Source organism: Bacillus sp. FSL K6-2861 (assembly GCF_038630725.1).
Taxonomy (GTDB): Bacteria; Bacillota; Bacilli; order Bacillales; family Bacillaceae; genus Bacillus; species Bacillus velezensis.
This window is the reverse complement of the sequence record NZ_CP152037.1, coordinates 839,430-861,144: the sequence shown is the minus strand read 5'-3', so window position 1 is coordinate 861,144 and position 21,715 is coordinate 839,430. Positions and strand designations below refer to the sequence as shown.

Sequence of the window (21,715 nt, the reverse complement as noted above, 5' to 3'; positions counted from 1 at the left end):
CCGTTGCTCGTATTATGAAAGTATAATGGTGATGTCACAGCCTTCCGCTTTCGCTTCACGAAAGACCTGAAGCACACTCTCGGCTCCATTTTTTGTAAGCTGCTTACTTTGCTCAAACTGTCTCCATTCTAAAACGAGGGGGTATTCCACCCAGCCGGTCAGACAATCCCATAAAGCGTCAAGGTTTTCACCGTAGTATTCAGGAAGGGCAAGTTCCTTTTTCAATGTCTGGTGCAGGTCGCTCATACTTCTGATTTGCTCCCCGTTAATAACTGCTTTATTCATACGCGGCTCCTTTCCCATGTTTTTATTCTATCAGTTTACCATTTTCCTCTTCAGAAGTGACCGGAGTCTGCCGCGGTTCCAGCTGGACAATGCCTTGCCCGCCGTCAACGGCCACCCTGTCCCCCGTTTTCAGTTTTGACGTTGCATTTCCGCACCCGACAACGGCAGGAATCCCCAGTTCCCGGGCAACGATCGCCGCGTGGGACAAAGGGGCGCCGACGTCCGTTATGATAGCGGCCGCTCTTGGAAAAAGCGGGGTCCAGCCTACATTGGTTGTCGACGTCACTAAAATTTCCCCCGCCGCAAAAGAATCCCCGTCTTCCGGGACATCAAGGACACGGACAATGCCCTCCACTCTCCCGGCCGCTCCCGCGAAACCTTTTAAAGTGTGCGCATCATCAGTTTCCGCAGGCATAAAAGCATCGTAATAATCCGCTCTTCTGTCAGGATCCTCAGCCCATTTAAACGGATTGAATCTTCCGTTAATAACGGATGGGAACGGCGGCAGTTTTTTATAGGTTTCATAGTTTTGCTTTCTCGCTTGAATCGACGCAACCGCCGGCTCTTTCCCCGCGAGCAGATCGGTTATTTCATGCAGATACAAGAAGAAAATATCGTCCTTCATGCCGGTCATTTCCGCCGCTCTGAGCGCGAATGCTCTGGCTGTCCGGTACACCCTGACAAATTCGGATCTGGTTGTTTCTCTCATATTCGCGTATCCTGACGCTTTTTCCATTTTGGCTTTGAGCCATTTGACCTTATGAGGAAACTTTTCTTCAAATCTTCGGAAGGCCTGTTCATGCGCCCGCTGCTGTTTCAAAAGCAGTTGTTCGGCATCAATACCCGACTCCTTGTGTTCTTTGATCTGCTTCGTCAGCCAATCCCGGTTTTCTCCCGGATGAGGTATGGAAAGTTCGTATTCATGCGGGCCTCGGTGGCCTTGGTTCCTGAGATATTCTTCCTCGCTCATACGGCCTTTCATGACTTGATCAATGCCGATAATCGGCTCCAGGCTTGCCAGTCCGCCTTTTCCCCTTAGATTGGACAGCAGGAGATTCGCATCTTCTATCCCTGCGAGTTTTGTTAATTGAGAGGTTAACGACGAAGAGGATTGCGCAGAATCACGCCCGCCGGATATTAACGCAAACCACGCGTTGCATAAATACGGATAGACCTCATCATTCCATATCGCTAATAATGCCTGCTCCGTTTCGGCACGTTTCAGCTTTTCCTCAATATTCCGGCACCAGTCGGGCGATTCGTCCAAGTAGGAGGCCATGTTTTTTTTCGCTTGCTTCATTTTCGACAGATACGGTTTCAGTTTTTTCGGGATGATCTTCAAAAGTTCATACTTTGAGAACGGATATAAAGGTATCTTCATTTCCGCCGGGATTTCTCCCAATGTATCGCTCATCATTTTTCCTATTTTTCCGCCTTTCGGATTCAGACCGAAAGCGGCGAGCACGGAAAGAGGCTGGCTCATATTGTTATAGGCTCTTCCGCAAATATTGCCGGACCAGACATAATAACCCGGAATGATGCCCGACTCTTCATCCAGATTCCGGAGGAGCGACCATGTCAGCGGCGTCATCACATCGGGAATCGCTTCTCCTATATTTGTGTTTGTCCATAAAAAATCACCGCTGAAAGAATCATTCCATTCATAGGTTTCCAGATTTCCGGCCTGTAAGGTCGTAATCGGGCGGGATTGAAGAATATACAATGTCCCGCCCGCGGCGGCCCATTCAATATCCTGCGGCCCTCCAAGATCTTTTTCCAGCTTTTTCGCCAGTTTATAGAGCTTTGACGCATATTTGCGAAATTCCCCGGGGCCGTCATATTTTTTCTTAGGCCGTGCCAGTTTAAAAGAATAGGCATCGGCTTCCCCGGAAACGAGCTGCTCCCCGAGACCGTAGACGTAATTGCCTGTCATCTCCCGCCTGCTCCCCGTAATCGGATCTGCGGTAAACAGCACTCCGGATATCTCAGACGGTATCATCAGCTGGATGACGATTGCGATTTCATGCTCATCTTCCATTCCCTGAACGGCGCTGTACGCTTTTACCCTTTCTGACTGTGCCGATCGGCGGACTTCATCAATCGCCCTGGACATGTCTTGATCTGTTTTGACATTCAACACCGTATCGAATTCTCCGGCAAAGGAAGCCTGAGCTGAATCCTCGCTCAGCGCGGATGAGCGTACGGCAAACAACGCAGATGCATGGCGGCTGCGGATGGAATTCACATATTGATCAATAGCCTCTCTCGCCTGATGGCGCAGCTGTCCGTCCTGAAAGGCAGGCGGCAAAATCACAAACCCTTCAGGCACAGGATACCCGCTTTGATACATTTTAGAGAGAATGCTCCCTTTTCCTCCCGCAAAGGAATAAAGTTCGGCCGGAAGTTCTCCGAATGTTTTGACACAGTCATTCATAATGTCCCCGCTCCTTTTTAGTCGTTCATCCAAGCTCACAGTTTTTCTCTTTTTCACTTTTTTTGAAAGTATTTCCTATAAGTATACAATATATCGGTCTTCACAAGGGAGAAAATCGATGGCGTTATGTTGTCATAAATGCATCCGTCAAAACGGCCGCAGCGGGGTCTTCAGCCTTACAGTGAAAGCGCTATTAAAATTAGAGATAGGCTGCCCGATACTGCTTGCCTGGCATTCGCTTCCGGCTTGCCGCGGGGGGTTTCGTTTGCAGGTTATGTCAACTTCCGTATCAAAAAGGCGGCCGAAACGCCGCCTTTTTTTCAGACTGTGCGGCCTTGATGCGCCGCCGTATTTCTTTTGGTCTGCTTCGGCTGATACACTTTCCCGACAAACAGGTATCCGTATCTGAAATGGTTGCACACCCAAGATAAGAAAATGGGACCGAGCGTGCAGATCAAAAATAAAAGAAGGATGGCAGCCGGCAAAGGCATTGATCGCAAATAGCCTTCCAGAAGATATCCGCTGATTAAAAAGTAGGAGTGCAGCAGATAGATTGAAAACGAATAGTTGCTGATCATCATCACAATCGCGGGCACTTTTTTGAGCTTTGAAAACAGATGAAAACACAGAAAGATCATACTGACCGCGTACATCATAATATCCGGACGCTTAGAGGAAATGGAGCCGCCGCTGATATATGAAACGGCCACAATCAATATTGCCGATACGGCCGCACTGAAGTAAACCGCATAACGGTACTGATTGATGAGCGATAAAAAACGCGGATATTCCTTTCCGCAATAAAATGCCAGACAGAAATAAAACACCCAGCCCGGAAACGGAACCCAAAAGAACGGAAAAATAGAATCAAGCCCCGATGATGCCGGCGGATGAAAGATGGAAAAGTAAGCCAGATAGACGGCGTTGATGATAAACGAAACAGACAGCACCCACACGGGAGATGTGTTGTTCAGCCAGCGGTGCAGCAGCATATGGAGAATGTAAAATTGAAAGATCACAAGAATGAAGTAGCCGATGAAGTTTCCTAAAAACACATTTTCTAAAAATTTACCGATCACTGAAACGAATCCGGCTCCTTCTTCCGCCACGCTTTTCATTAAAATGGCATCCACCGCGGCAATAAACAGAAACGGCACGAAAATGACTTTGCCCCTTTTCTTTAAAAAACCCGCGGGAACGCCTCCCGGGTATGACCTGGCAAGCAGAAATTCCGAAATAAAGATAAACGCCGGCGTGCTGAACATCAACAGGGTCCGAAAAGCATCAACCGTATGGGCGGCACTTGCTAGGGACTCTTCCTGAATCATCAGCACCATTGAAACAACGTGAAGCAGAACGACACTTAAACAGGACAGGCAGCGAATTACGAAAATTTCTTTTATCTGCATGCGGCCGCTCCTTTTTCACAAGCGCGCCGGACTTTAGCGTATGCTTGGCGCAGCCATTTTTCCCGCAGCTTGGGTGTGCTCGTTTTGACGACAGAAAAAAGGTTCCGCTCGGCTTTTTGAATGCCGCAAAATTGCAGAATGCCTTTTTTCAGCGTAATCCAGTCCGAGTTTTTCCGGAACCACTTTAAGTACCAGCCCGGGGAATCCGCCGTATAAAAGACCTGTGCCGTCTCTGCCCGGAGCAGTCCTTTTACGCGGCCGTTTTCATATGTGTAGGCTTCTCCGGAGACAAGCACTCTGTCAAAAAAGCCTTTCATAATCGCCGGAACGCCTCCCCACCACAGCGGGTAGATGAAAATGAGATGATCCGCTTCTCTCATCAGTTTCCGGTATTTCTTCGTTTCAGCGTCCCGGTTCATGTCAGAGCGCTTTTTTTCGCCGCCGTACTTCAGCACGGGATCAAATTGGTCGGCGTATAAGTCAATGACCGTATAGCTTTGGCCGCTGTCCTTTAAAGCCATGACGACGTATTTTACGAGAGCCGCATTGAAACTGTTCTCATCCGGGTTTGCATACACAATCACCGTCTTCATATGTCCCTCCTATTATTTCTTAATTTTTACAATGATTATATCATGATGTCATATGAATGAGGCAAAGACACGAGAAAGGCTTTTTCCGTTCTGCTGCCGTTTCGATAACCTCTTTCTGCATATTTTTGCTGATTTTGCCGCCGCGGATTCAATGACAAGCATCCGGCACTTCTGCGTTTTTGAGCGGCCGTATGGTATACTAGCTGTCAAATGAATGGCTTGGAGGACAACATGAGAATTTTAAAGTACGCGATTTTAGGGCTTTTGCGAAAAGGCGAATTGAGCGGATATGATATATCGAGCTATTTTAAGGAAGAGCTCGGCCAGTTTTGGAGCGCAAAGCACAGCCAGATTTATCCGGAATTAAAAAAACTGACGGCTGAGGGATTTATTACGTTTCGCACTGCGATTCAAGGAACAAAGCTTGAGAAAAAAATGTACACGCTGACTGACAAAGGAGAGCTGGAGCTTGCTGCCTGGCTGACGAAAAAAGACCCGATTCCGGAAACGGTGAAGGATGAATTTATGCTGAAGGCTTATTTCATCTCAGCGTTGACACAGGAAGAAGCGGATGAGCTATTCACCGACCAGCTCGTAAAGCGGAAGGAGAAATTGTCCGATCTGGAAAACAGTTATCAAGAACTGATGACATCGTCCGCGGAGGCGGATTCATTTTCTTCTCCTGATTTCGGCCATTATCTCGTACTGACAAAAGCGCTTGAGCGGGAACGGAATTATATTTCCTGGCTTGAAGATATTTTGGCTCTCATCAAAAAAGCATAAACAAAACGGGGCGGCTCTGTATCTGCAAGCCGCCTGTTTACGTTCTGAGAACCGCATTGATAAATGAATCAGCCATTAAAATAAGAAAAAGCAGACTGAAATACACAATCGAATAAAAAAACATCCCCTTCGACCATTGCGTGTCATCCGCCGCCCGAAAGCCTTTGACGCTCCGGTACAGCCAGATGGCTCCGAGCAGGAGAGCGGACGCGGTATAAAACGGGCTGACGTCTATATAAAGAGGAACGAGCAGCGAAACCGCAGTCAGAACGGCAATATAGCGCAGCATTTTTATTTTTGTGGCGCGGTTGCCTTTTATGATCGGCAAAAGCGGAATGCCGGCGGCACGATACTCTTCCTTTCGCCTGATTCCGATCGCCCAGAAATGCGGCGGCTGCCACAAAAACATAATCGCGTATAACAAAATCGCGGGCATATCAATGTACCCGGTGAGCGCGCAATAACCGATTAAAGGCGGAGCCGCCCCGGGAAAGCTGCCGACAAATGTGCTCCAGACGGATTGTCTTTTAAACCAAAGCGTATAAACGACGGCATACAGCAAAAAGGCAAGCAGGCCAAGAACGGCGGTCAGTACATTAAGTGAAGCAAGCATGATGAATCCGCAGGCGCCGAGACATGTGCCGTACAGGATCATGGCCGGCGGCGGTATTTTTCCCGTGACGCTTGCGCGGGTGCGGGTTCGTGCCATCTTTGCGTCCATGCCGCGGTCAAAGAAGTTATTAAAAACAGTGCTTGATGCCATGACCAACGCCGTTCCGATCATGGCAACCGCCATGGCGGCAAATATACCGGGCCCTCCGCCCGTCCTTTCTGACTGAATCCATGCGATCCAAAATCCGCCCAATGCGGCGAGTGAATTTGAGATGATAATCCCCGGTTTGGCAAGAATGATAAAGTCCTTGACCGTCATCCGGTTTCCGTTATGCTTCATCGGCTGTTCCGTCTGTGCTGCATTTGAGTTCATTTGTTCAGGTTCTCCTTTTTCGGCTTATCATATCAGGAAGAATCAGGAAGCGCAATTTATTTTGGACATTTTTCACACAATTGTAAATTGTATATGAAAAGCCGCATCTTGTGACCGGATGCGGCTTTTGCCTTTTTCTATTCAAATTCTGCCCATACAGCTTTTTCAATCCGGCGGATGCCCTGAGCTCGGGCCGGCGATGGCGGCTCCACGCGTCATTTTTGCGCATCACTGAGATGTTCGCTCTCTTCAGTCACTCAAAAGCCGTGTGTATATTGCAAATCGACGTTCTTCTTTCCCGAGCCTTTTCAAGAAAACTTCAGAAAAATAAAAAACCTTGCCGGTTAGACGGCAAGGTTTGTTTCTTACAGTGTAAATGCGATATCCGCCCCTGATACAGGGTCTTTGACGAATACGCCCTCTTCTTTTTCTTCGATCTCAAAGCCGGCATCGGTCAGCGCTTTTGTCACACGTGACAGCTCTTTTTGATGCGGCAGCGCGATGGTGTAATAATCCAGCCCGCTTGCATTTCCCGGTTTCGGCGGCGCATGTTTTCCGGCCCATATATTCAGACCGATGTGATGGTGATACCCTCCCGCTGAAACAAACAGAGCGGACATGCCCGCGTAATTGCCGACAATATCAAAACCGAGAATATCGGTGTAAAACGCTTTGGCTTCCTGTAAGTCCGTCACATGAAGATGGATGTGGCCGATAACAGTTCCTTCTGGGAGACGGCTTTTCCGTTCAGCTCCGGCTTCTTCCAAAAGCCCGTCCACATCGACGGGCGCCGTTTGCATGACATAATTGCCCTCTGCATCCCGGCGCCACGTGCTGCGGGGACGATCGGCGTATATTTCAATACCGTTGCCGTCCGGATCAGACAGGTAAAGAGCCTCACTGACCGCGTGATCCCCCTGACCGAGCGCGATGCCGTTTTCAATCAGCCTGGCCAATGCGATGCCGAGTTCTTTCCGGTCAGGCAGAAGTATCGCGAAATGGTAAAGGCCGGTGACAGACCGCTCCGGCAGAACGACGGCGCTTGGATTTTCTTCAAGCACCAGCAGGACGCGTTTTCCGTCTGCTGACAGTCTTGCTGAACGATCTGTCTGCGAGATGACTTGAAGGCCGATTACATTCCGGTAAAAGCCGAGCGAGCGTTCCATATTTTTAATGGTCAATTTGACATAACCGATTGCCGTATCTTGATGAATGCCGGTCATTTGAACGCCTTCTTTCTTATGCTGAAAAAGTTTCTCCCTTTTTTGATTTGAAAAGGAGCTGATCCAATGAAAGCAGACGGCTTCCTGAAAGCGCTAAATGAATTGACGCAACCAGTAAGATGAAATCAAATTCCGATCCGCCCATAAATGGTGAGGAAAGCTTCGCCGTGAAGATGGCGCCGACTAATGTGACGGCAAACAGAACGCCGATAATGCGCGTTGCCAAACCGAAAAAGATCAGAACCCCGCCGACAAGCTCAATCGTCGCGATGACATAGACCATAAAGGCCGGAAGCCCGATGCTCTGGAAAAATTGCGCAGTTCCTTCCAACCCTTGAAACTTGGATAAACCGTGAACAAAAAAGATAATACCTGTTACAACCCTTAAAAGCAGTGTTCCTGTTTCGAATGATTTATTCATAAAATCCTCCTTGAAAATTATTATCACTTACTTTATGTAAGCTAGTATATATACATAACTTATTTACGTCAAGTAATTTTGTTACATTTAACGAAAATAACTTAAAAGTACTATTTGCCTTCGCTAAAAAAAGACCTCCGCACTCTGTCGGAGGTCTTTTTCCCTATCTATGATTCCCGGAACTGGCTTTCATATAATTCCCGGTAAAACCCGTTCTGGCTTAGAAGTTCGGCATGGGTTCCTTTTTCAGCCATTTCGCCGTCTTTCAGCACAAGAATCTGATCGGCTTTTTGAATTGTGTTCAGCCTGTGAGCGATGATGACGCTTGTTCTGCCCGTCATTAAACGGCCGAGCGCTTCTTGTATTTTCACTTCGGTCACTGTATCAATGTTGCTCGTCGCTTCATCCAAAATGAGCAGCACCGGGTCCGCCAGCACAGCTCTCGCGATGGAAATGAGCTGTTTTTGTCCTTGGCTGATGCCCGCGCCGTTTTGGGTAAGGACGGTATCGTAGCCTTTCGGGAGCCGTTCGATGAATCCGTGGGCATTGGCGGCTTTTGCGGCTGCCTCCACCTCTTTGTCAGAAGCATCCAGCCGGCCGTAGCGGATATTCTCCCTGATGGTGCCCTGGAAGAGAAATGAATCCTGCAGGACAAACCCCATGTTTTTTCTCAGACTGGTTCTCGTCAGTTTTTTGATGTCCGTTCCGTCAATGAGGATTTTTCCGTTATTCGGCTCGTAAAAACGGGCGATCAGGCTCGTAATGGTTGTTTTACCCGCTCCGGTCGGTCCGACGAAGGCGATTGACTGTCCTTTCGGAACGCTGAAGGACAGGTGTTTTAAGATCGGGCTGTCTTCCTGATAGCCGAAGGAGACATCTCGGAATTCAATCTCTCCCGTTTTGATCGGCTGGTACAGCGCATGCTCTTCATCTTCCCGCTCCTCTTTTTCATCCAGCACGTCAAACACCCGTTCAGCCCCGGCGATGGCCGATAACATCGTATTGAACTGATTGGCTAAATCATTTAAAGGGCGCGTGAACTGCCGCGAATATTCGGCGAATACGACGATGGAACCGATTGAAATCCACCCCTTCAGCGCAAACAGCCCGCCGACCGCCGCTATAATCGTAAAGCTTAAATTGTTTAAAGAGTTCATGACTTTCGGAATGAATCCCGAAATTGTCTGCGCCCAAAACCCCGATGATTGTAACGCCGCGTTTTTTTCTAAAAATTGTTCCATGACGCGGTCTTCCCTCGAATAGGCTTTAATGACCTTCGCCCCTGATATCGACTCTTCAATAAAACCGTTCAGCTCGCCGAGGTTTTTCTGCTGCTGCTTAAACAGCAATCCCGTCCGGTTGGTGATCCATTTAATGCTCAAAAGCATGATCGGAATAATCAAAAGCGTGATCAATGTTAAAAGCGGACTCATGTACAGCATGACGGAGATTGTGCCGACGAATGTAATGACGCTCGACAGCACTTGAATGACGGATGTATTTAAAGTGGAGCTGACATTTTCGATATCATTGGTGACCCGGCTCATTAAGTCCCCGAGCCGCTGTTTATCAAAAAACGGAATCGGCAGCTCATGCAGATGGGTAAACAGCTCGCTCCGCATTTTAAACACGGTGCTTTGCGAGATATTGATCATCCAATAGTTTTGAAACCATAAGGACAATGATTGCACGAGGTAAATCCCAAACAGGATGAACAGCACCCCCGCCAATCCGTCTGTCGTCTGTCCGACGATAAAATGATCAATCGCTTTCCCGATGACGAACGGTCCGAGCAGGCCGAATATGGCGCTTATGACTACCATGATGATCACAAGGGTTAAAAGCCCTTTTTTCTCGGCTACATAAGACCAGATTCTGCGCAGCGTGCCTTTTGTATCTTTTGCTTTCGCACGTTTTCTGCCGCCTTCATTTGGTTTGAGCGGTATTTTCGGATATCGGAAAGGTTTACGAATGTCTTTTTGCATTGTCAGCTCCCTCCTTTCCGAATTGTGATTCATAAATCTGCCGGTACAGATGAGACTGTGCCATCAGCTCTTTGTGCGTGCCTTTGGCCAGCAGTTCGCCGTCTTCAAGCAATAAGATGGTGTCAGCCTTCATTGCAGTCGTTATTTTCTGCGTAATAATAAGTGTCGTGCATTCATAGGATCTGATCGCTTGTAAAAGCTTCGCTTCCGTCTGAAGATCCAGCGCGCTCGTACTGTCATCTAACAGCAGGAGGGACGGCTTTCTGATAAAAGCGCGTGCGATGGACATCCGCTGCTTCTGCCCGCCTGACAAATTGACACCCCGCTGTCCCAGCACCGTGTCATACCCGTTTGACAGCTTCATAATCGTTTCATGGATTTGCGCGTCTTTGGCCGCTTCCATTACTTCATCTAGTGAAGCATCCTCCCGCCCCCAGGCGATATTTTCACGGATTGTGCCCGAAAACAGAAGCACTTCCTGCGGAACATAGCCGATTTCCCTGCGCAGCCCGCAAGCGGAGAATTCACCGATCGGTTTGCCGTCTATGAAAATACTGCCCGAATCAGCCGTGTACAGGCGCGGAATCAGCTGAAAAAGCGTTGATTTTCCTGAGCCTGTCGCGCCCATAATGGCAACCGTTTCTTTCGGGCTGGCAGAAAAGGACACGTGATGCAGCGCGTCTTTTTCCATGCCCGGATAGCGGAAGGACACTTCGCGAAACTCAATCCCGCCTGCAAGCGCCCGTGCCGGGTCCTGCCCCGTTCCCTCGCCGCCTTCTGTTTCCAGCACCTCGCCGATTCTTTCCCCGGAAGCCTTCGCCCGGGAAAATACCATAATGAGAAATGGAAGGACGGACAGCGCGCCTGTAATCCGCGTCGCATAGTTAATGACGGAAACGACATCTCCGACCTGCGCTCCGCCCTGAGCAATGCTTTTGGCGCCGAACCATAAGATAAACAAAATGCAAATGTTCATCAGCAGCATTAAAATCGGCATCGCCGCTTCCACGAGACGAAAAGCGGAGACCGTTTTTTCCATCAGCTTCGTATTCGATTTCAAAAAACGTTTCACTTCGTGGTTTGCACGGAGGAGCGCTTTAATCAGTTTGATCGCCGTCAGGTTTTCCTGCATGATCGTGTTGACCTGATCAAGCCGCTTTTGCACAGACTGAAACAGCGCGCCGCCTCTTTTCAGCACCCACAGCAAAAACAAAAGCAAAATCGGCACCGTGATCAGCAGAAAAAACCCGAGTTTCGCATTGACGGTCAGCGAGAGAATAATGCCGCCCGCGATCATTAACGGCGCACGAAGCATAAACCGGAGACTCATGAAAAGCATATTTTGGACCTGTGTCACATCGTTTGTCAGCCGGGTGATAAACGATGTGGATGAGAATTGCGCAAACGTCGAATAAGAGAAGGATTGAATTTTTTGAAAAAGCCCTTTTCGCGTATCATACGCATAGCTCTGGCTGATGTGGGCGGAGTAGAATGAATTTAAAATGCCCGATGCGAATGAAACAGCGGTCAGTCCGATCATCACGCCGCCCCACAGCCAAACCGTACCGAGATCCTGCTTTAAAATTCCTTCGTCAATGATTTTCCCGATCAGCAGGGGCTGTATCAGCTCTACCGCAAGCTCGATGAGCATGAAAAACAGAGCGATTCCCGCCAAAAGAGAATACGGTTTTACATATGATAAAGCCTTTGACATGTGTAAGCCTCCAAATCCTTTGTTCAATATTATTATTTTATGCCTTTCCGGCAAATGAATAAAGAAATTTGGTGTGCCGTTTTTTCAATAATCTGCGAAAAAGATAAAACCTTCCCGGGAAGGGAAGGTTTTGACCTTATTGATCCAATTGCTGTTCAATGCGCTCCCGCATTTGCGGAACGCCTAATCCGACAATGACCTGAAGCGCCCTGCCTTTTCTGACGACCCCGTGGGCTCCCAGCTCTCTGAAATCGGCGTCACTTTTGACCTTTGATTCATCAGCGACAGTGACGCGGAGACGGGTGGCGCAGTTGGTGACCTCCGTAATATTGTCCTTTCCGCCCAGCGCTTCAATATACAAAGCGGCTGTATCCCGCTGTGTTTCGTCTGCCGCCGCTGTTTCTTTTGAAGCCTGCTTCCGTTCTCTGTACTCCTTTTTCGAATAGAGCTTTGTTTCCTGCCCTTCCTCTTTTTCTCTGCCCGGTGTGACGATGTTGAATTTGAGAATGAGGAAACGGAAGACGAAAAAGTAAACAGCGGTAAAACACAACCCGATGATGATCTGGTATACATACGTCAAGCCGTGGCTTGACGCCAGCGGGATCCAGTTCAAGGTCGCAGCTTCGATCAAACCGCCCCCCATATTTCCGACGACGCCGGCCATATACATGACGGTTGCCATGGAAGCGGCAAGCAAAGCATGAACCGCAAATAAAAACGGAGAGATAAAAAGGAATGTAAATTCAATCGGCTCTGTAATTCCCGCGACAATGGACGTCAAGGTGACCGGGATCAATAGACCGGCGACGATTTTTTTCTTTTCCTTTGAAGCCGTGGCGTAAAAAGCGAGCGCGATTCCCGGAATGCCGAAGATTTTCGAGTTGCCGTGAAGCGCGAAGCCCCCCTGCGGGAACAATTCTTTCAGCGGTTTGACGCTTTGAGAGTATTCCCCGAGATGCTGCGCCCAATAGGTGACGATACCGCCTTCAGCCACAGCCGGACCGTAAATAAACGGCGAGTAAATAAAATGATGCAGGCCGGTCGGAATTAAAATCCGCTCCAGGAACGTGTAAATCCACACGCCGATCGCCCCGGAAGAAACGAGAAAACTTTGCAGCGAGCCGATTCCGGACTGAACCATCGGCCACACGTATGCCACCGCAAGTGAAATCGGTATCATAATGAAGAAAGAAATGATAACGATGTAGGAAGATCCTTGAAAAATCCCCAGGAAATCCGGCAGTTTTTTATCAAAATAACGATTGTGCAAATACACGACAATAGATGAAATAAAGATGGCGCCGATAATATTCGTATCAAGCGTTTTGATGCCGGCGATCATCGTCAGCCCGCTCGTTCCGCCGGCTTCCTGATTCATATCGACGTGAAAAGCCCCGCCCCAAACCGTCAGAATCGCATTGATAAAGTAATTGAATGTCAGATAAACTGTAAGCGCTTCCAAACAGGCCCGCGCCTGCGCTTTTTTCGCTAAGGCGACAGGTATGCCGATCGCAAACAGGAGCGGCATTTGATTAAAGACGGTCCAGCCGCCCTGTTCAATGACGTACCAGCATTGATACCAAAGCCCGTCAGGATCAGCCAGCGGCCCCATCAGCGTTTTATTTTTAAACAGCGTACTCAGACCGACAATAATACCGGAAAATGCAAATAATAAAACAGGCACAAACATCGCGCTGCCGAAGCGCTGGACTTTTTGCATCATTTCACGTGACCTCCCGCTATTTATCAAAATTTTCGAGCTCTTTATAATCAACATATGCGCGGAATAACGCTTCGCCCACCAGAAAAAACGGGGCAAATGCGACGATTTCCGTTTTATCGCTTAACGTCACCGGCTTGCTGGTCGCATAAAGATTATACGGCGTCGTTTGCGCCAGTACGTTGTTTTTCAGATTGGTGATTGAAATAAACGGAACTCCCTTTGCGGACAGGGTCCTTACCTGCGGAATTAATTCGGGTGTTTCGCCTGATAAAGAAATAATGATGAATACGTCATCAACCTTAAAATCATCACACATGATATCAAACTCTGTGATGTCCTGAATTAAAATCAGATACTTCCGCCGGGATACAAACATCCGCTGCAGCTCACGGGCGCACACCCTCTGAGCCGTCCCCGATCCGTAAACGAAAATCCGTTTTGCTTCATCTATCAGCCGGCACATCTCCGTCATATCTTTTGACTTCACGTATTTTACATTGGCTTCAATATCATCCAGCAGCTTTTCAAACGTCATATTCTCGCCCTCTTCAGGCTGATCCTCCCATTTCAGAAAAACACGGAATTCACTGTAGCCGCTGAAGCCCAGTTTTTGGGCGAGCCGCAGGATGGAAGACCGAGAGACATTGCAGGCTTTCGCCATGTCATTGATACCGAGATGGTAGCACGTATGTTTATGATTCAATATATATTTTAAAATATAAAAATCGTTGTCATTTAATTTCGCGTAATGCTGATTAACCAGTTCTTCAAGACTCATCCCAAAAATCCCCCCGTTTTCTTTCTATTATATAGAATAACAGATAAAGAAAACGGGGAAGATTGTCATCAGGAAATAGGAGACGGACTTACATCAAGCTCAGGCCAGTAGTCCTTGTTAGCCTCCATCAGATCTTCAAGAATCAGTCTTGCCACACGGGCGTTCGGCACTGTTTTTGACAGGATCAGCGCCTGCCACAGCTTTTGAAATGACCGCTCTTCCCACGCTTCAGCCGTCAGTTTTTCGACAGACACCTGCTGTTCCATCAGGCCTTTTTGAAATTGCGGTATGTTCCCGACTGAGAGCGGTTCCGGTCCGTTTGAGCCTACGAGACAAGGAATCTCAACCATGGCTGACGGATCAAAGTTTGCGATCGCGCCGTTATTTTCAACGATTAACAGCATCCTCTCCCCTGTGTTGTAAGCGATGGCCCGGGCAAGGTCGACGATATAGGAAGCATGATCATCAATTTTAATTTCACTGTTCTCCGACGATTGTTCGCGCGTAATCATATCGCATTGGCTGAAAATGAAAGCTTCCCGCCCTTCCATGACTTCGTTGGCTCTCGTATGGTTCGGATTTGATTTTTTCACCATATCATCCGGGAATAAGTAATATTGCAGATATGTGTTCGGAAGCGTATCCGGATCAGCCGCCTGTACGTCGCGCGCTTTTTTGAATGTGTCATTCCAGCTTGCTTCAGTCTGTTCGGCCTCCGTCTTCGGAACGTAGCCGTATTCACGGACATGCTCTTTCAGCTTCGGCATTAAATCATTGCCATGCCGGTCTGTGATGGACGTCCACCAGCCAAAGTGGTTCAAGCCGTAGTAACGGACGTTCATTTCTTTTCGTGAAGATAATCCGAGGATGTTCGCCATGCGATCCTCAATTCCGACCGGCATGTCGCAGATGTTCAATATTTTTGAGTTCGGTCTGAGGCGCCGTGTAGCTTCGGCCACAATCGCCGCCGGATTGGAGTAATTCAGCATCCATGCGTCGGGCGAGTACGTTTCCATATAATCAAGAATCTCCAGAACACCGCCGATAGAGCGCATGCCGTATGCGATTCCGCCCGGCCCGCATGTTTCCTGGCCGACCACGCCGTACTTCAGCGGGATTTGTTCATCGAGCGCGCGCATCGCATATTTTCCGACGCGGATATGCGCCATGACGAAGTCAACATCCGTAAAAGCCGTCTCTGGGTCATCAGTCGCCAGAAATTCAATGTCCGGCGCTTTTTCTTTTATAAATACCTCACACGCACCCGCAATCCGCTCCTGCCTTTCTTTATCATTGTCATAAAGTTTCAGCTTTCTGATCGGAAACTCTTCCAGGTGATTCAAAAGCATTAATACAATTCCGGGGGTAAATGTGCTGCCGCCGCCTGCAATAACGATTGAGAATGATTTGTCTGTCATGTGAAGCCCTCCTCTGATAACGTTTACATTTTATTTATATCATGAGAAGGTCCGATCTGTACCGGGTTTGGAGGAGTTAGATCATTTAATCAATTTTAGTTATTTTTCTCAAAAAGCGGGAAAGTTCCCACAGGTACGAAAAAGGCCTGCTGTCATCAGCAGACCCATTCTCAAAAATGCTCTTGTAAATCAGAAAGCAGCACTTCCTGCTCAAATTGCGGATTTCCGATCGGAAAAATTCTGGCTGTTTCCTTGTCTTCGTTGACATGCTGAATATAAATCGGAACTCCTTCGTACGTCACATACGCCATGGCGGCGGATTCCGAAATGTCTTTCGCACGCTGTGTATTCACGTCTCAAACCTCCTTTAGGCCTCACACATAACGTGTCCGGCAGCCAAGAGAAGTATGCTTGTTTCTTACAATTGTCCGGTGGTGAGTTTGAATTTTTTGAGGCGTTTGTAAAACGTGCTCCGCGGGATTCCGGCCATTTTGGCGGCCAGCGTGACATTCCCCTTCGCTGATTCAAGGGCGTTTACGATGATGTTTTTCTGAATGTGCTCCCGGATGGAGACAGGGGACGCTTCTTCCTGTTCATAAGACTCGGCCGCCTCTTTAAGACCTGACGCTTCAAGCAGGGCTGCGATGGGGCGTTCTGACAGCCGTCCGTCCGGGAACATGACGGAAAGACGTTCAAATACATTAAACAATTCCCTGATATTCCCCGGCCATTTCCGGCTCTTTAATAGGTCTAAAAAGTCATCAGGAAGCTCCCCCCGCCAGCCGCGATTTCGCTGAAATTCAAGGAAGAGGCCGGGAATGTCTTCGGTGCGTTCTCTTAATGGAGGGAGGTGGATCGGACAGACGTGAAGCCGGTAAAATAAATCTTCTCTCAGCTTTTTGCATTCGACAAGCTGTCTCAGATCAGTGTGGGTGGCAGTGATGATTCTGATGTCAACGGGAATCTCTTTTGTCCCGCCGACCGGGGTGACTTTCCGTTCCTGCAGCACCCGTAACAGAGCGACCTGCATGGAGTGTGATATTTCTCCGATTTCATCGAGGAAAAGCGTGCCTTTATCGGCTTTTTGCAAAGCACCGTTATGTCCTTTCCGTTTGGCCCCGGTGAAGGCGCCTTCCGAGTAGCCGAACAGTTCGCTTTCAATCAGCTTTTCGGGGACCGCTCCGCAATTGACGGCGATAAACGGGCCGTTTTTCCTGGAGCTGTTGTTATGAATCGCCCGGGCGGCAACCTCCTTTCCCGTCCCGGTTTCTCCCGTAAGACAAACGGTTGCGTCCGTTCGGGCGACAAGCTCCAGCTGCTGAAGCATATGTCGGGATGACGGGCTTTTGCCTGCCGCACCATGGAATATAAAAGACGGCTTTTCTTCTCGTTTGGATAAATAAACGCATGTGTAGCCGTTCTCCTCCCGCTTCGCCTGCTTGATGTGATAGCCATGTTCCTCAAGCCCGCGCAGCGTATGTCCGGTAAAATGCTGAACGGGACGGCTTGCGGCGATAACCCGGCTCATTTCATTGCAAAGCACGATCGGATCGTGAGACCGGGTAAGCCCGGCGAACTTGCTGATCATGTCAAGTTCTGTCATTTTGATCTTTAGGGCAAGCTCCCGTTCCGCCGTATAAGCGATGGAGGAGGCAATTCCGAGCATAAACGGCTGAGCGCGGGCGGCGGGGCAGGAAATATCAATGACACCCGCCAGCCGCCCGTCTTCATAACGGATCGGCGCGGCGGAACAGCTCCATTGATGAGAAGCGAGCGAATAATGTTCGGAACCGTGTATCATGACCGGCTCATTTGTATAAAGAGCCGTCCCGATCGCATTCGTGCCGACGGCCGTTTCCGTCCAGCGGGCGCCTTTTAAGAAATTGATGCGGTTCGCTTCATGAATGGTGCGCGGGTGGCCGTCAACTGAATGGACAACGCCGTCTGAATCAATCAGGAGAACCATCATTTCCATTTCCCGCATCGCCGTTTTCATTCTTTCTGCATACGGCGTTGAGGCCGCTAAAAATAACGCATGCTTTTCGGCCTGTCTTTCTAAATGATCTGCCGGCATCACATTCGGCCCCTTTTCGAGATAAGGGTTGACGTCGGCTTTTTTGCAGCGGTGCCATGAGGCGGCCACCCGCTTCTGAATACGGGATTCATCGAGCACGCCTTCTTTCACAAAACGCTTCCAGGTTTTAAAATCATTCCGAATGACATTCATTGTATTCGCTCCCCCCTGTTCAGACCATCTTTTCATATATTGTAGGGTAAAAATAAAGCGCTTTCAACGAAAAATACCCCTTCTCATCTGAGAAAGGGTATTCCGGTTATACGGAATGCACCGCAAGTCCGGTGACATTCAGCAGGGCTTCCTGAAGCGTTTCTGACAGAGTCGGATGCGCCGCGATAAAGTGCTCCGACATATCCGCCGTCATTTCACCGTTCATCATCATGACCGCCTGACCGATCAATTCTGTCACGTCCGGCCCGATCATTGACACGCCGACGATTTCTCCGAATTCCGGTTCGGCAATGATTTTCATTTTGCCGCCATGCTGATGCTTTATTAACGCTTTTCCGTTAGCAGAAAATGAGCATTCTCCGATTTTCACATCTCCGTATGTCTCTCTCGCCTGTGTTTCCGTCAGTCCGACAGCGGCCATTTCCGGCGATGTATAAATACAGCGGGGCACCGCCCGCATATTGACTTTGCTGTCCTTTCCCGAGGCATGCGCGGCGGCTGTGATTCCTTCATGAATGGCGGCATGCGCGAGCTGCATTCCTCCGGCCGCATCGCCGCACGCGTATATATGAGGCACATTGGTCTGCATATGGTCATTGACTTCAATACCGCGCGGAGAATACCGGATGCCGGCCTGCTCCAGATTCAGGCCTTGCAAACGCGGTTTTCTCCCGATTGCAACCAAAACGTGATCAGCCTGAGCCTCAATTTCTTTGCCGTCTTTTGTCCACACGGCGGTTTTCCTTTCTTTGTCAATCCGCTGAAGGGCGGCTTTCGTCTGAATATCAGCCCCGCTGTCTCTTAAAGAGTCTTCGAAAACGGCGGCAATTTCTCCGTCTTCTGCCGGGAGCAGCCGGTCAGCCGATTCAATCACCGTCACTTTCGTTTTAAACCGGCTGAATAAAGAGGCAAATTCACAGCCGATCACACCTCCCCCGACAATAAGCAGAGAAGAAGGAATTTGCTGTAAAGAAAGCGCGTCTTTGCTGTCGATCACCCAATCGCCGTCAAATGGGGCAAACGGCAGCTCCGCCGGTTCAGATCCGGATGCAATCAATATCCGATCCGCTTCCAGAATGTCTTTTGCGCCTCCTTCTCCTTCAACAAGCAATGTCTGCTCTGTGAGAAATGAAGCTGTCCCGCTGATGACTTTAATCTGATTTGCTTTCATTAAGTATTGAATTCCCTGCACGAGCTGGCTGACGATTTGCCGTTTGCGCCCCTGCATGCGGGCCCAATTGAGTGTAATGTTTTGCGGCAGTTCGATGCCGAATGTATCTGCGTGCCTGATTTTATCGAGCACATTCGCGCTTTCCAAAAGCGACTTTGTCGGAATGCACCCCTCATTGAGACAAGTGCCTCCGAGCGGCCCTTTGTCAATCAGAACGACTTCTTCTCCCCTCCGCGCGGCAGTCACGGCAGCTGCATATCCGGCAGGCCCGCCGCCGATAATGGCTAGTGTCAATCTCTTCACCCTCTCTATAAAATCAATCCGGCCGGCTCTTCAAGCAGCGCTTTGACCGTTTTCAGGAAGTCCGCAGCCGGTGCGCCGTCACATACTCTGTGATCAAAGGTAAGGCTCAGCGGCAGCATGGTGCTTTTGACAAGTTCATCTCCTTTAAACGCAGGCGTTTCATAGCTTGCGCCTACTCCGAGAATACCGGCTTCAGGCGGATTAAGAATCGGGGTGAAATGCTCAATTCCATAACCCCCGAGATTTGTAATAGAAAATGTCGATCCGTGCAGGTCATCTCCGGAAGCATTGCCTTCCCGCGCCCGGCGTGCCGATGTGCTGATGTGATCCGCAAGCTCAAGGAATGAAAGCTTTTCCGCATCCCGAATCACCGGCACAACGAGACCGTTTTCAAGAGAAACCGCCATCCCGAGGTGGACATATGGATAGGTGATGATCCGCTCCTCTTGATAAGAGCTGTTCAGCTCAGGATGCTGTTTCAGCGCAAGCACCGCGGCCCGGGATACGAAATGTGTGACCGTCAGTTTAACACCGCTCCGCTTTTTCGCGCTGTCGGCGAGCTGCTGCTGCCATTTTACAAGCTCCGTAATGTCCGCTTTCATAGTCAGCGTCAGCTGGGCGCTGTTTTGCAGGCTTTTGTGCATTCGGTCTGCAATTACTTTTCTCATCGCTGAAGCCGGTTTTCCCTCCGGCTGTGCCGTCTGAACCGAAGACTGCGGTTCAGCTTCCGTCTTCATGGCCTTGATGACGTCAGCTTTTACGATTCTGCCTCCGGGCCCCGTCCCGTTCAGCGTTTCAACTTTCAACCCGGCTTTCTCCGCCATTTTTCGGGCAACGGGAGATATTTTCACGCGGTGTTTACGCTTTTGCCCGGCTTTGGGAGCGGGAATATGTTCAGGTTCAGATTGCGGTTTCCCTGCATTTTCAGGAGCCGGCGTCTCCTTCTCCCGCACTTCTTCGCCGTTTTCCCCGATATAACAGATGGGCGTTCCCGGCGGGACTCCTTCTCCCTCTTTGACTTTAATATGGAGAAGCGTGCCGCTTTCAGGCGCTTCTATTTCCATTTCTATTTTTTCCGAGTTGATGCTGGCGATGCTTTCTCCCTTTTCAACCGGGTCGCCGACTTTTTTATTCCAGACGGATACTTCACCTTTCTTCATCGCCATTCCCAGCTTCGGCATTACTACTTTTACAGCCATTCTATATCCCTCCTTTAATTCATTGCCGGCTCGCCAAGCAATTCAAGCGTGACGCTGACAATTTGGTCTGGTGTCGGCAAATATTGATCTTCAAGCACCGGCGAAAACGGCACTGGTGTATGCGGCGCTGTAATCCGCTTAATCGGCGCATCAAGCAAATCAAAGCCCTTATCGGCGACAATCGCAGCAATATCCGTGGCGATGCTGCAGCGCGGATTGGCTTCGTCAATGATGATCAGCCGGTTTGTTTTTTCTAACGATGTGAAAATCGCTTCCTCATCTAAAGGAGACAGACTCCGGGGATCAAGCACCTCGGCGTCGATGCCTTTCTCAGAAAGCTGCGCAGCCGCTTCAAGCGCAGTATTGACCTGCTTGCCGACCGCAAACAGTGTGATGTCGCTGCCTTCGCGTTTGATATCCGCTTTTCCGAGCGGAATTGTATAATAATCTTCCGGCACCTCGCCCTTCATGTTGTAGGACGTTTTATCTTCAAAAAAGAATACCGGATCATTGTCTTCTATTGCCGAAAGCAGCAAACCTTTGGCGTCATACGGATTGGATGGAACAACTGTCTTCAGTCCAGGGATGCTCGTGAACAGGCCATACAGCGCCTGCGAATGCTGAGCGGCTGCCCGGAACCCGGCTCCGTATGTGGTGCGGACGGTGATCGGCACTTGCGCTTTACCGCCGAACATATAGCGGAATTTCGCCCCTTGGTTGATCACTTGGTCAAAGCACGTTCCGATAAAATCGTTAAACATCAGTTCCGCAATCGGTCTCAGCCCCGTGGATGCCGCAGCCATGGCCGCACCCATGTAGCCCGCCTCAGAAATTGGTGTGTCCAGCACCCTGCTTCTGCCGAATTCCTGTACGAGCCCCTTTGTGACCCCCAGTACACCGCCCCATGCTTCATCATCTTGCAAGTGATCGACCGCCGCTCCCCCGGCGACATCTTCACCGATTACAAGCACATTTTCGTCTTTTCTCATCGCAAGCTTCATTGCTTCATTGAGCGCGTCCGACATGCTTATGACTCTCGCCAT

The 21,715-nt window shown here is 49.3% G+C and carries 18 protein-coding genes; 1 reads left to right on the top strand and 17 read right to left on the bottom strand.

The genetic code is table 11. The annotated features are described in order from the left end of the window. Positions 1 to 12: 12 nt before the first annotated feature. The 4 genes from NYE62_RS04180 to NYE62_RS04165 form a co-directional block, all read right to left on the bottom strand. The gene (locus NYE62_RS04180) at positions 13 to 285 is read right to left on the bottom strand and encodes a ribonuclease inhibitor Barstar (RefSeq protein ID WP_033575012.1); all 273 of its coding nucleotides are present in this window, start codon (positions 283 to 285) and stop codon (positions 13 to 15) included. Between the two features lie 22 nt (positions 286 to 307). Next, complete coding sequence (locus tag NYE62_RS04175; RefSeq protein ID WP_265451331.1) at positions 308 to 2,719, bottom strand: PEP/pyruvate-binding domain-containing protein; 2,412 nt, start codon at positions 2,717 to 2,719, stop codon at positions 308 to 310. A gap of 320 nt (positions 2,720 to 3,039) precedes the next feature. Continuing rightward, positions 3,040 to 4,128 (bottom strand): acyltransferase family protein, encoded by a 1,089-nt coding sequence (locus NYE62_RS04170; protein ID WP_144464545.1) that lies wholly within the window; start codon positions 4,126 to 4,128, stop codon positions 3,040 to 3,042. Then, on the bottom strand, positions 4,119 to 4,721 hold the full coding sequence (locus NYE62_RS04165; protein WP_144464547.1) for an NAD(P)H-dependent oxidoreductase: 603 nt from the start codon (positions 4,719 to 4,721) through the stop codon (positions 4,119 to 4,121). Before NYE62_RS04165 ends, NYE62_RS04170 begins: the two co-directional genes overlap by 10 nt. A gap of 231 nt (positions 4,722 to 4,952) precedes the next feature. Between NYE62_RS04165 and NYE62_RS04160 the strand changes: the two genes are divergently transcribed. Then, positions 4,953 to 5,504, top strand: a complete 552-nt coding sequence (locus NYE62_RS04160; protein WP_012117104.1) for a PadR family transcriptional regulator — start codon at positions 4,953 to 4,955, stop codon at positions 5,502 to 5,504. Between the two features lie 37 nt (positions 5,505 to 5,541). Here the strand turns inward: NYE62_RS04160 and cyoE are convergent, their stop codons facing one another. The 13 genes from cyoE to acoB form a co-directional block, all read right to left on the bottom strand. Continuing rightward, positions 5,542 to 6,489 carry a heme o synthase gene (gene cyoE / locus NYE62_RS04155; protein WP_342497260.1) on the bottom strand — a complete coding sequence of 316 codons (948 nt, stop codon included), beginning with the start codon at positions 6,487 to 6,489 and terminating at the stop codon, positions 5,542 to 5,544. A gap of 365 nt (positions 6,490 to 6,854) precedes the next feature. Continuing rightward, the gene (locus NYE62_RS04150; RefSeq protein WP_032870709.1) at positions 6,855 to 7,712 is read right to left on the bottom strand and encodes a VOC family protein; all 858 of its coding nucleotides are present in this window, start codon (positions 7,710 to 7,712) and stop codon (positions 6,855 to 6,857) included. 16 nt (positions 7,713 to 7,728) lie between these two features. Next, positions 7,729 to 8,133: a DoxX family protein gene (locus NYE62_RS04145; protein ID WP_032870707.1), complete on the bottom strand. Its 405-nt coding sequence runs from the start codon at positions 8,131 to 8,133 to the stop codon at positions 7,729 to 7,731. 167 nt (positions 8,134 to 8,300) lie between these two features. Beyond that, positions 8,301 to 10,118, bottom strand: a complete 1,818-nt coding sequence (locus tag NYE62_RS04140; RefSeq protein ID WP_342497259.1) for an ABC transporter ATP-binding protein — start codon at positions 10,116 to 10,118, stop codon at positions 8,301 to 8,303. Beyond that, the gene (locus NYE62_RS04135; protein ID WP_144664944.1) at positions 10,099 to 11,832 is read right to left on the bottom strand and encodes an ABC transporter ATP-binding protein; all 1,734 of its coding nucleotides are present in this window, start codon (positions 11,830 to 11,832) and stop codon (positions 10,099 to 10,101) included. The genes NYE62_RS04140 and NYE62_RS04135 overlap by 20 nt, the downstream gene beginning before the upstream one ends. 136 nt (positions 11,833 to 11,968) lie before the next feature. Further along, positions 11,969 to 13,555, bottom strand: coding sequence for an alpha-glucoside-specific PTS transporter subunit IIBC (locus NYE62_RS04130; protein ID WP_144664943.1), 1,587 nt, complete (start codon positions 13,553 to 13,555; stop codon positions 11,969 to 11,971). Between the two features lie 16 nt (positions 13,556 to 13,571). Continuing rightward, on the bottom strand, positions 13,572 to 14,333 hold the full coding sequence (locus NYE62_RS04125) for a MurR/RpiR family transcriptional regulator (RefSeq protein ID WP_007408530.1): 762 nt from the start codon (positions 14,331 to 14,333) through the stop codon (positions 13,572 to 13,574). Positions 14,334 to 14,401: 68 nt separating this feature from the next. After that, positions 14,402 to 15,751, bottom strand: a complete 1,350-nt coding sequence (gene glvA / locus NYE62_RS04120) for a maltose-6'-phosphate glucosidase (RefSeq protein WP_007610111.1) — start codon at positions 15,749 to 15,751, stop codon at positions 14,402 to 14,404. Positions 15,752 to 15,921: 170 nt separating this feature from the next. Further along, a complete protein-coding gene (locus NYE62_RS04115; RefSeq protein ID WP_003155535.1) occupies positions 15,922 to 16,104 on the bottom strand; it encodes an H-type small acid-soluble spore protein in 183 nt (60 codons plus the stop codon). A 65-nt stretch (positions 16,105 to 16,169) separates the two neighbouring features. Then, the gene (locus NYE62_RS04110; RefSeq protein WP_039252310.1) at positions 16,170 to 17,978 is read right to left on the bottom strand and encodes a sigma-54-dependent Fis family transcriptional regulator; all 1,809 of its coding nucleotides are present in this window, start codon (positions 17,976 to 17,978) and stop codon (positions 16,170 to 16,172) included. Between the two features lie 106 nt (positions 17,979 to 18,084). Further along, the gene (lpdA, locus tag NYE62_RS04105) at positions 18,085 to 19,464 is read right to left on the bottom strand and encodes a dihydrolipoyl dehydrogenase (RefSeq protein ID WP_015239408.1); all 1,380 of its coding nucleotides are present in this window, start codon (positions 19,462 to 19,464) and stop codon (positions 18,085 to 18,087) included. A 14-nt stretch (positions 19,465 to 19,478) separates the two neighbouring features. Next, positions 19,479 to 20,672 (bottom strand): dihydrolipoamide acetyltransferase family protein, encoded by a 1,194-nt coding sequence (locus NYE62_RS04100; RefSeq protein WP_039252311.1) that lies wholly within the window; start codon positions 20,670 to 20,672, stop codon positions 19,479 to 19,481. A 14-nt stretch (positions 20,673 to 20,686) separates the two neighbouring features. Next, positions 20,687 to 21,715: an acetoin:2,6-dichlorophenolindophenol oxidoreductase subunit beta gene (gene acoB / locus NYE62_RS04095; RefSeq protein WP_039252314.1), complete on the bottom strand. Its 1,029-nt coding sequence runs from the start codon at positions 21,713 to 21,715 to the stop codon at positions 20,687 to 20,689.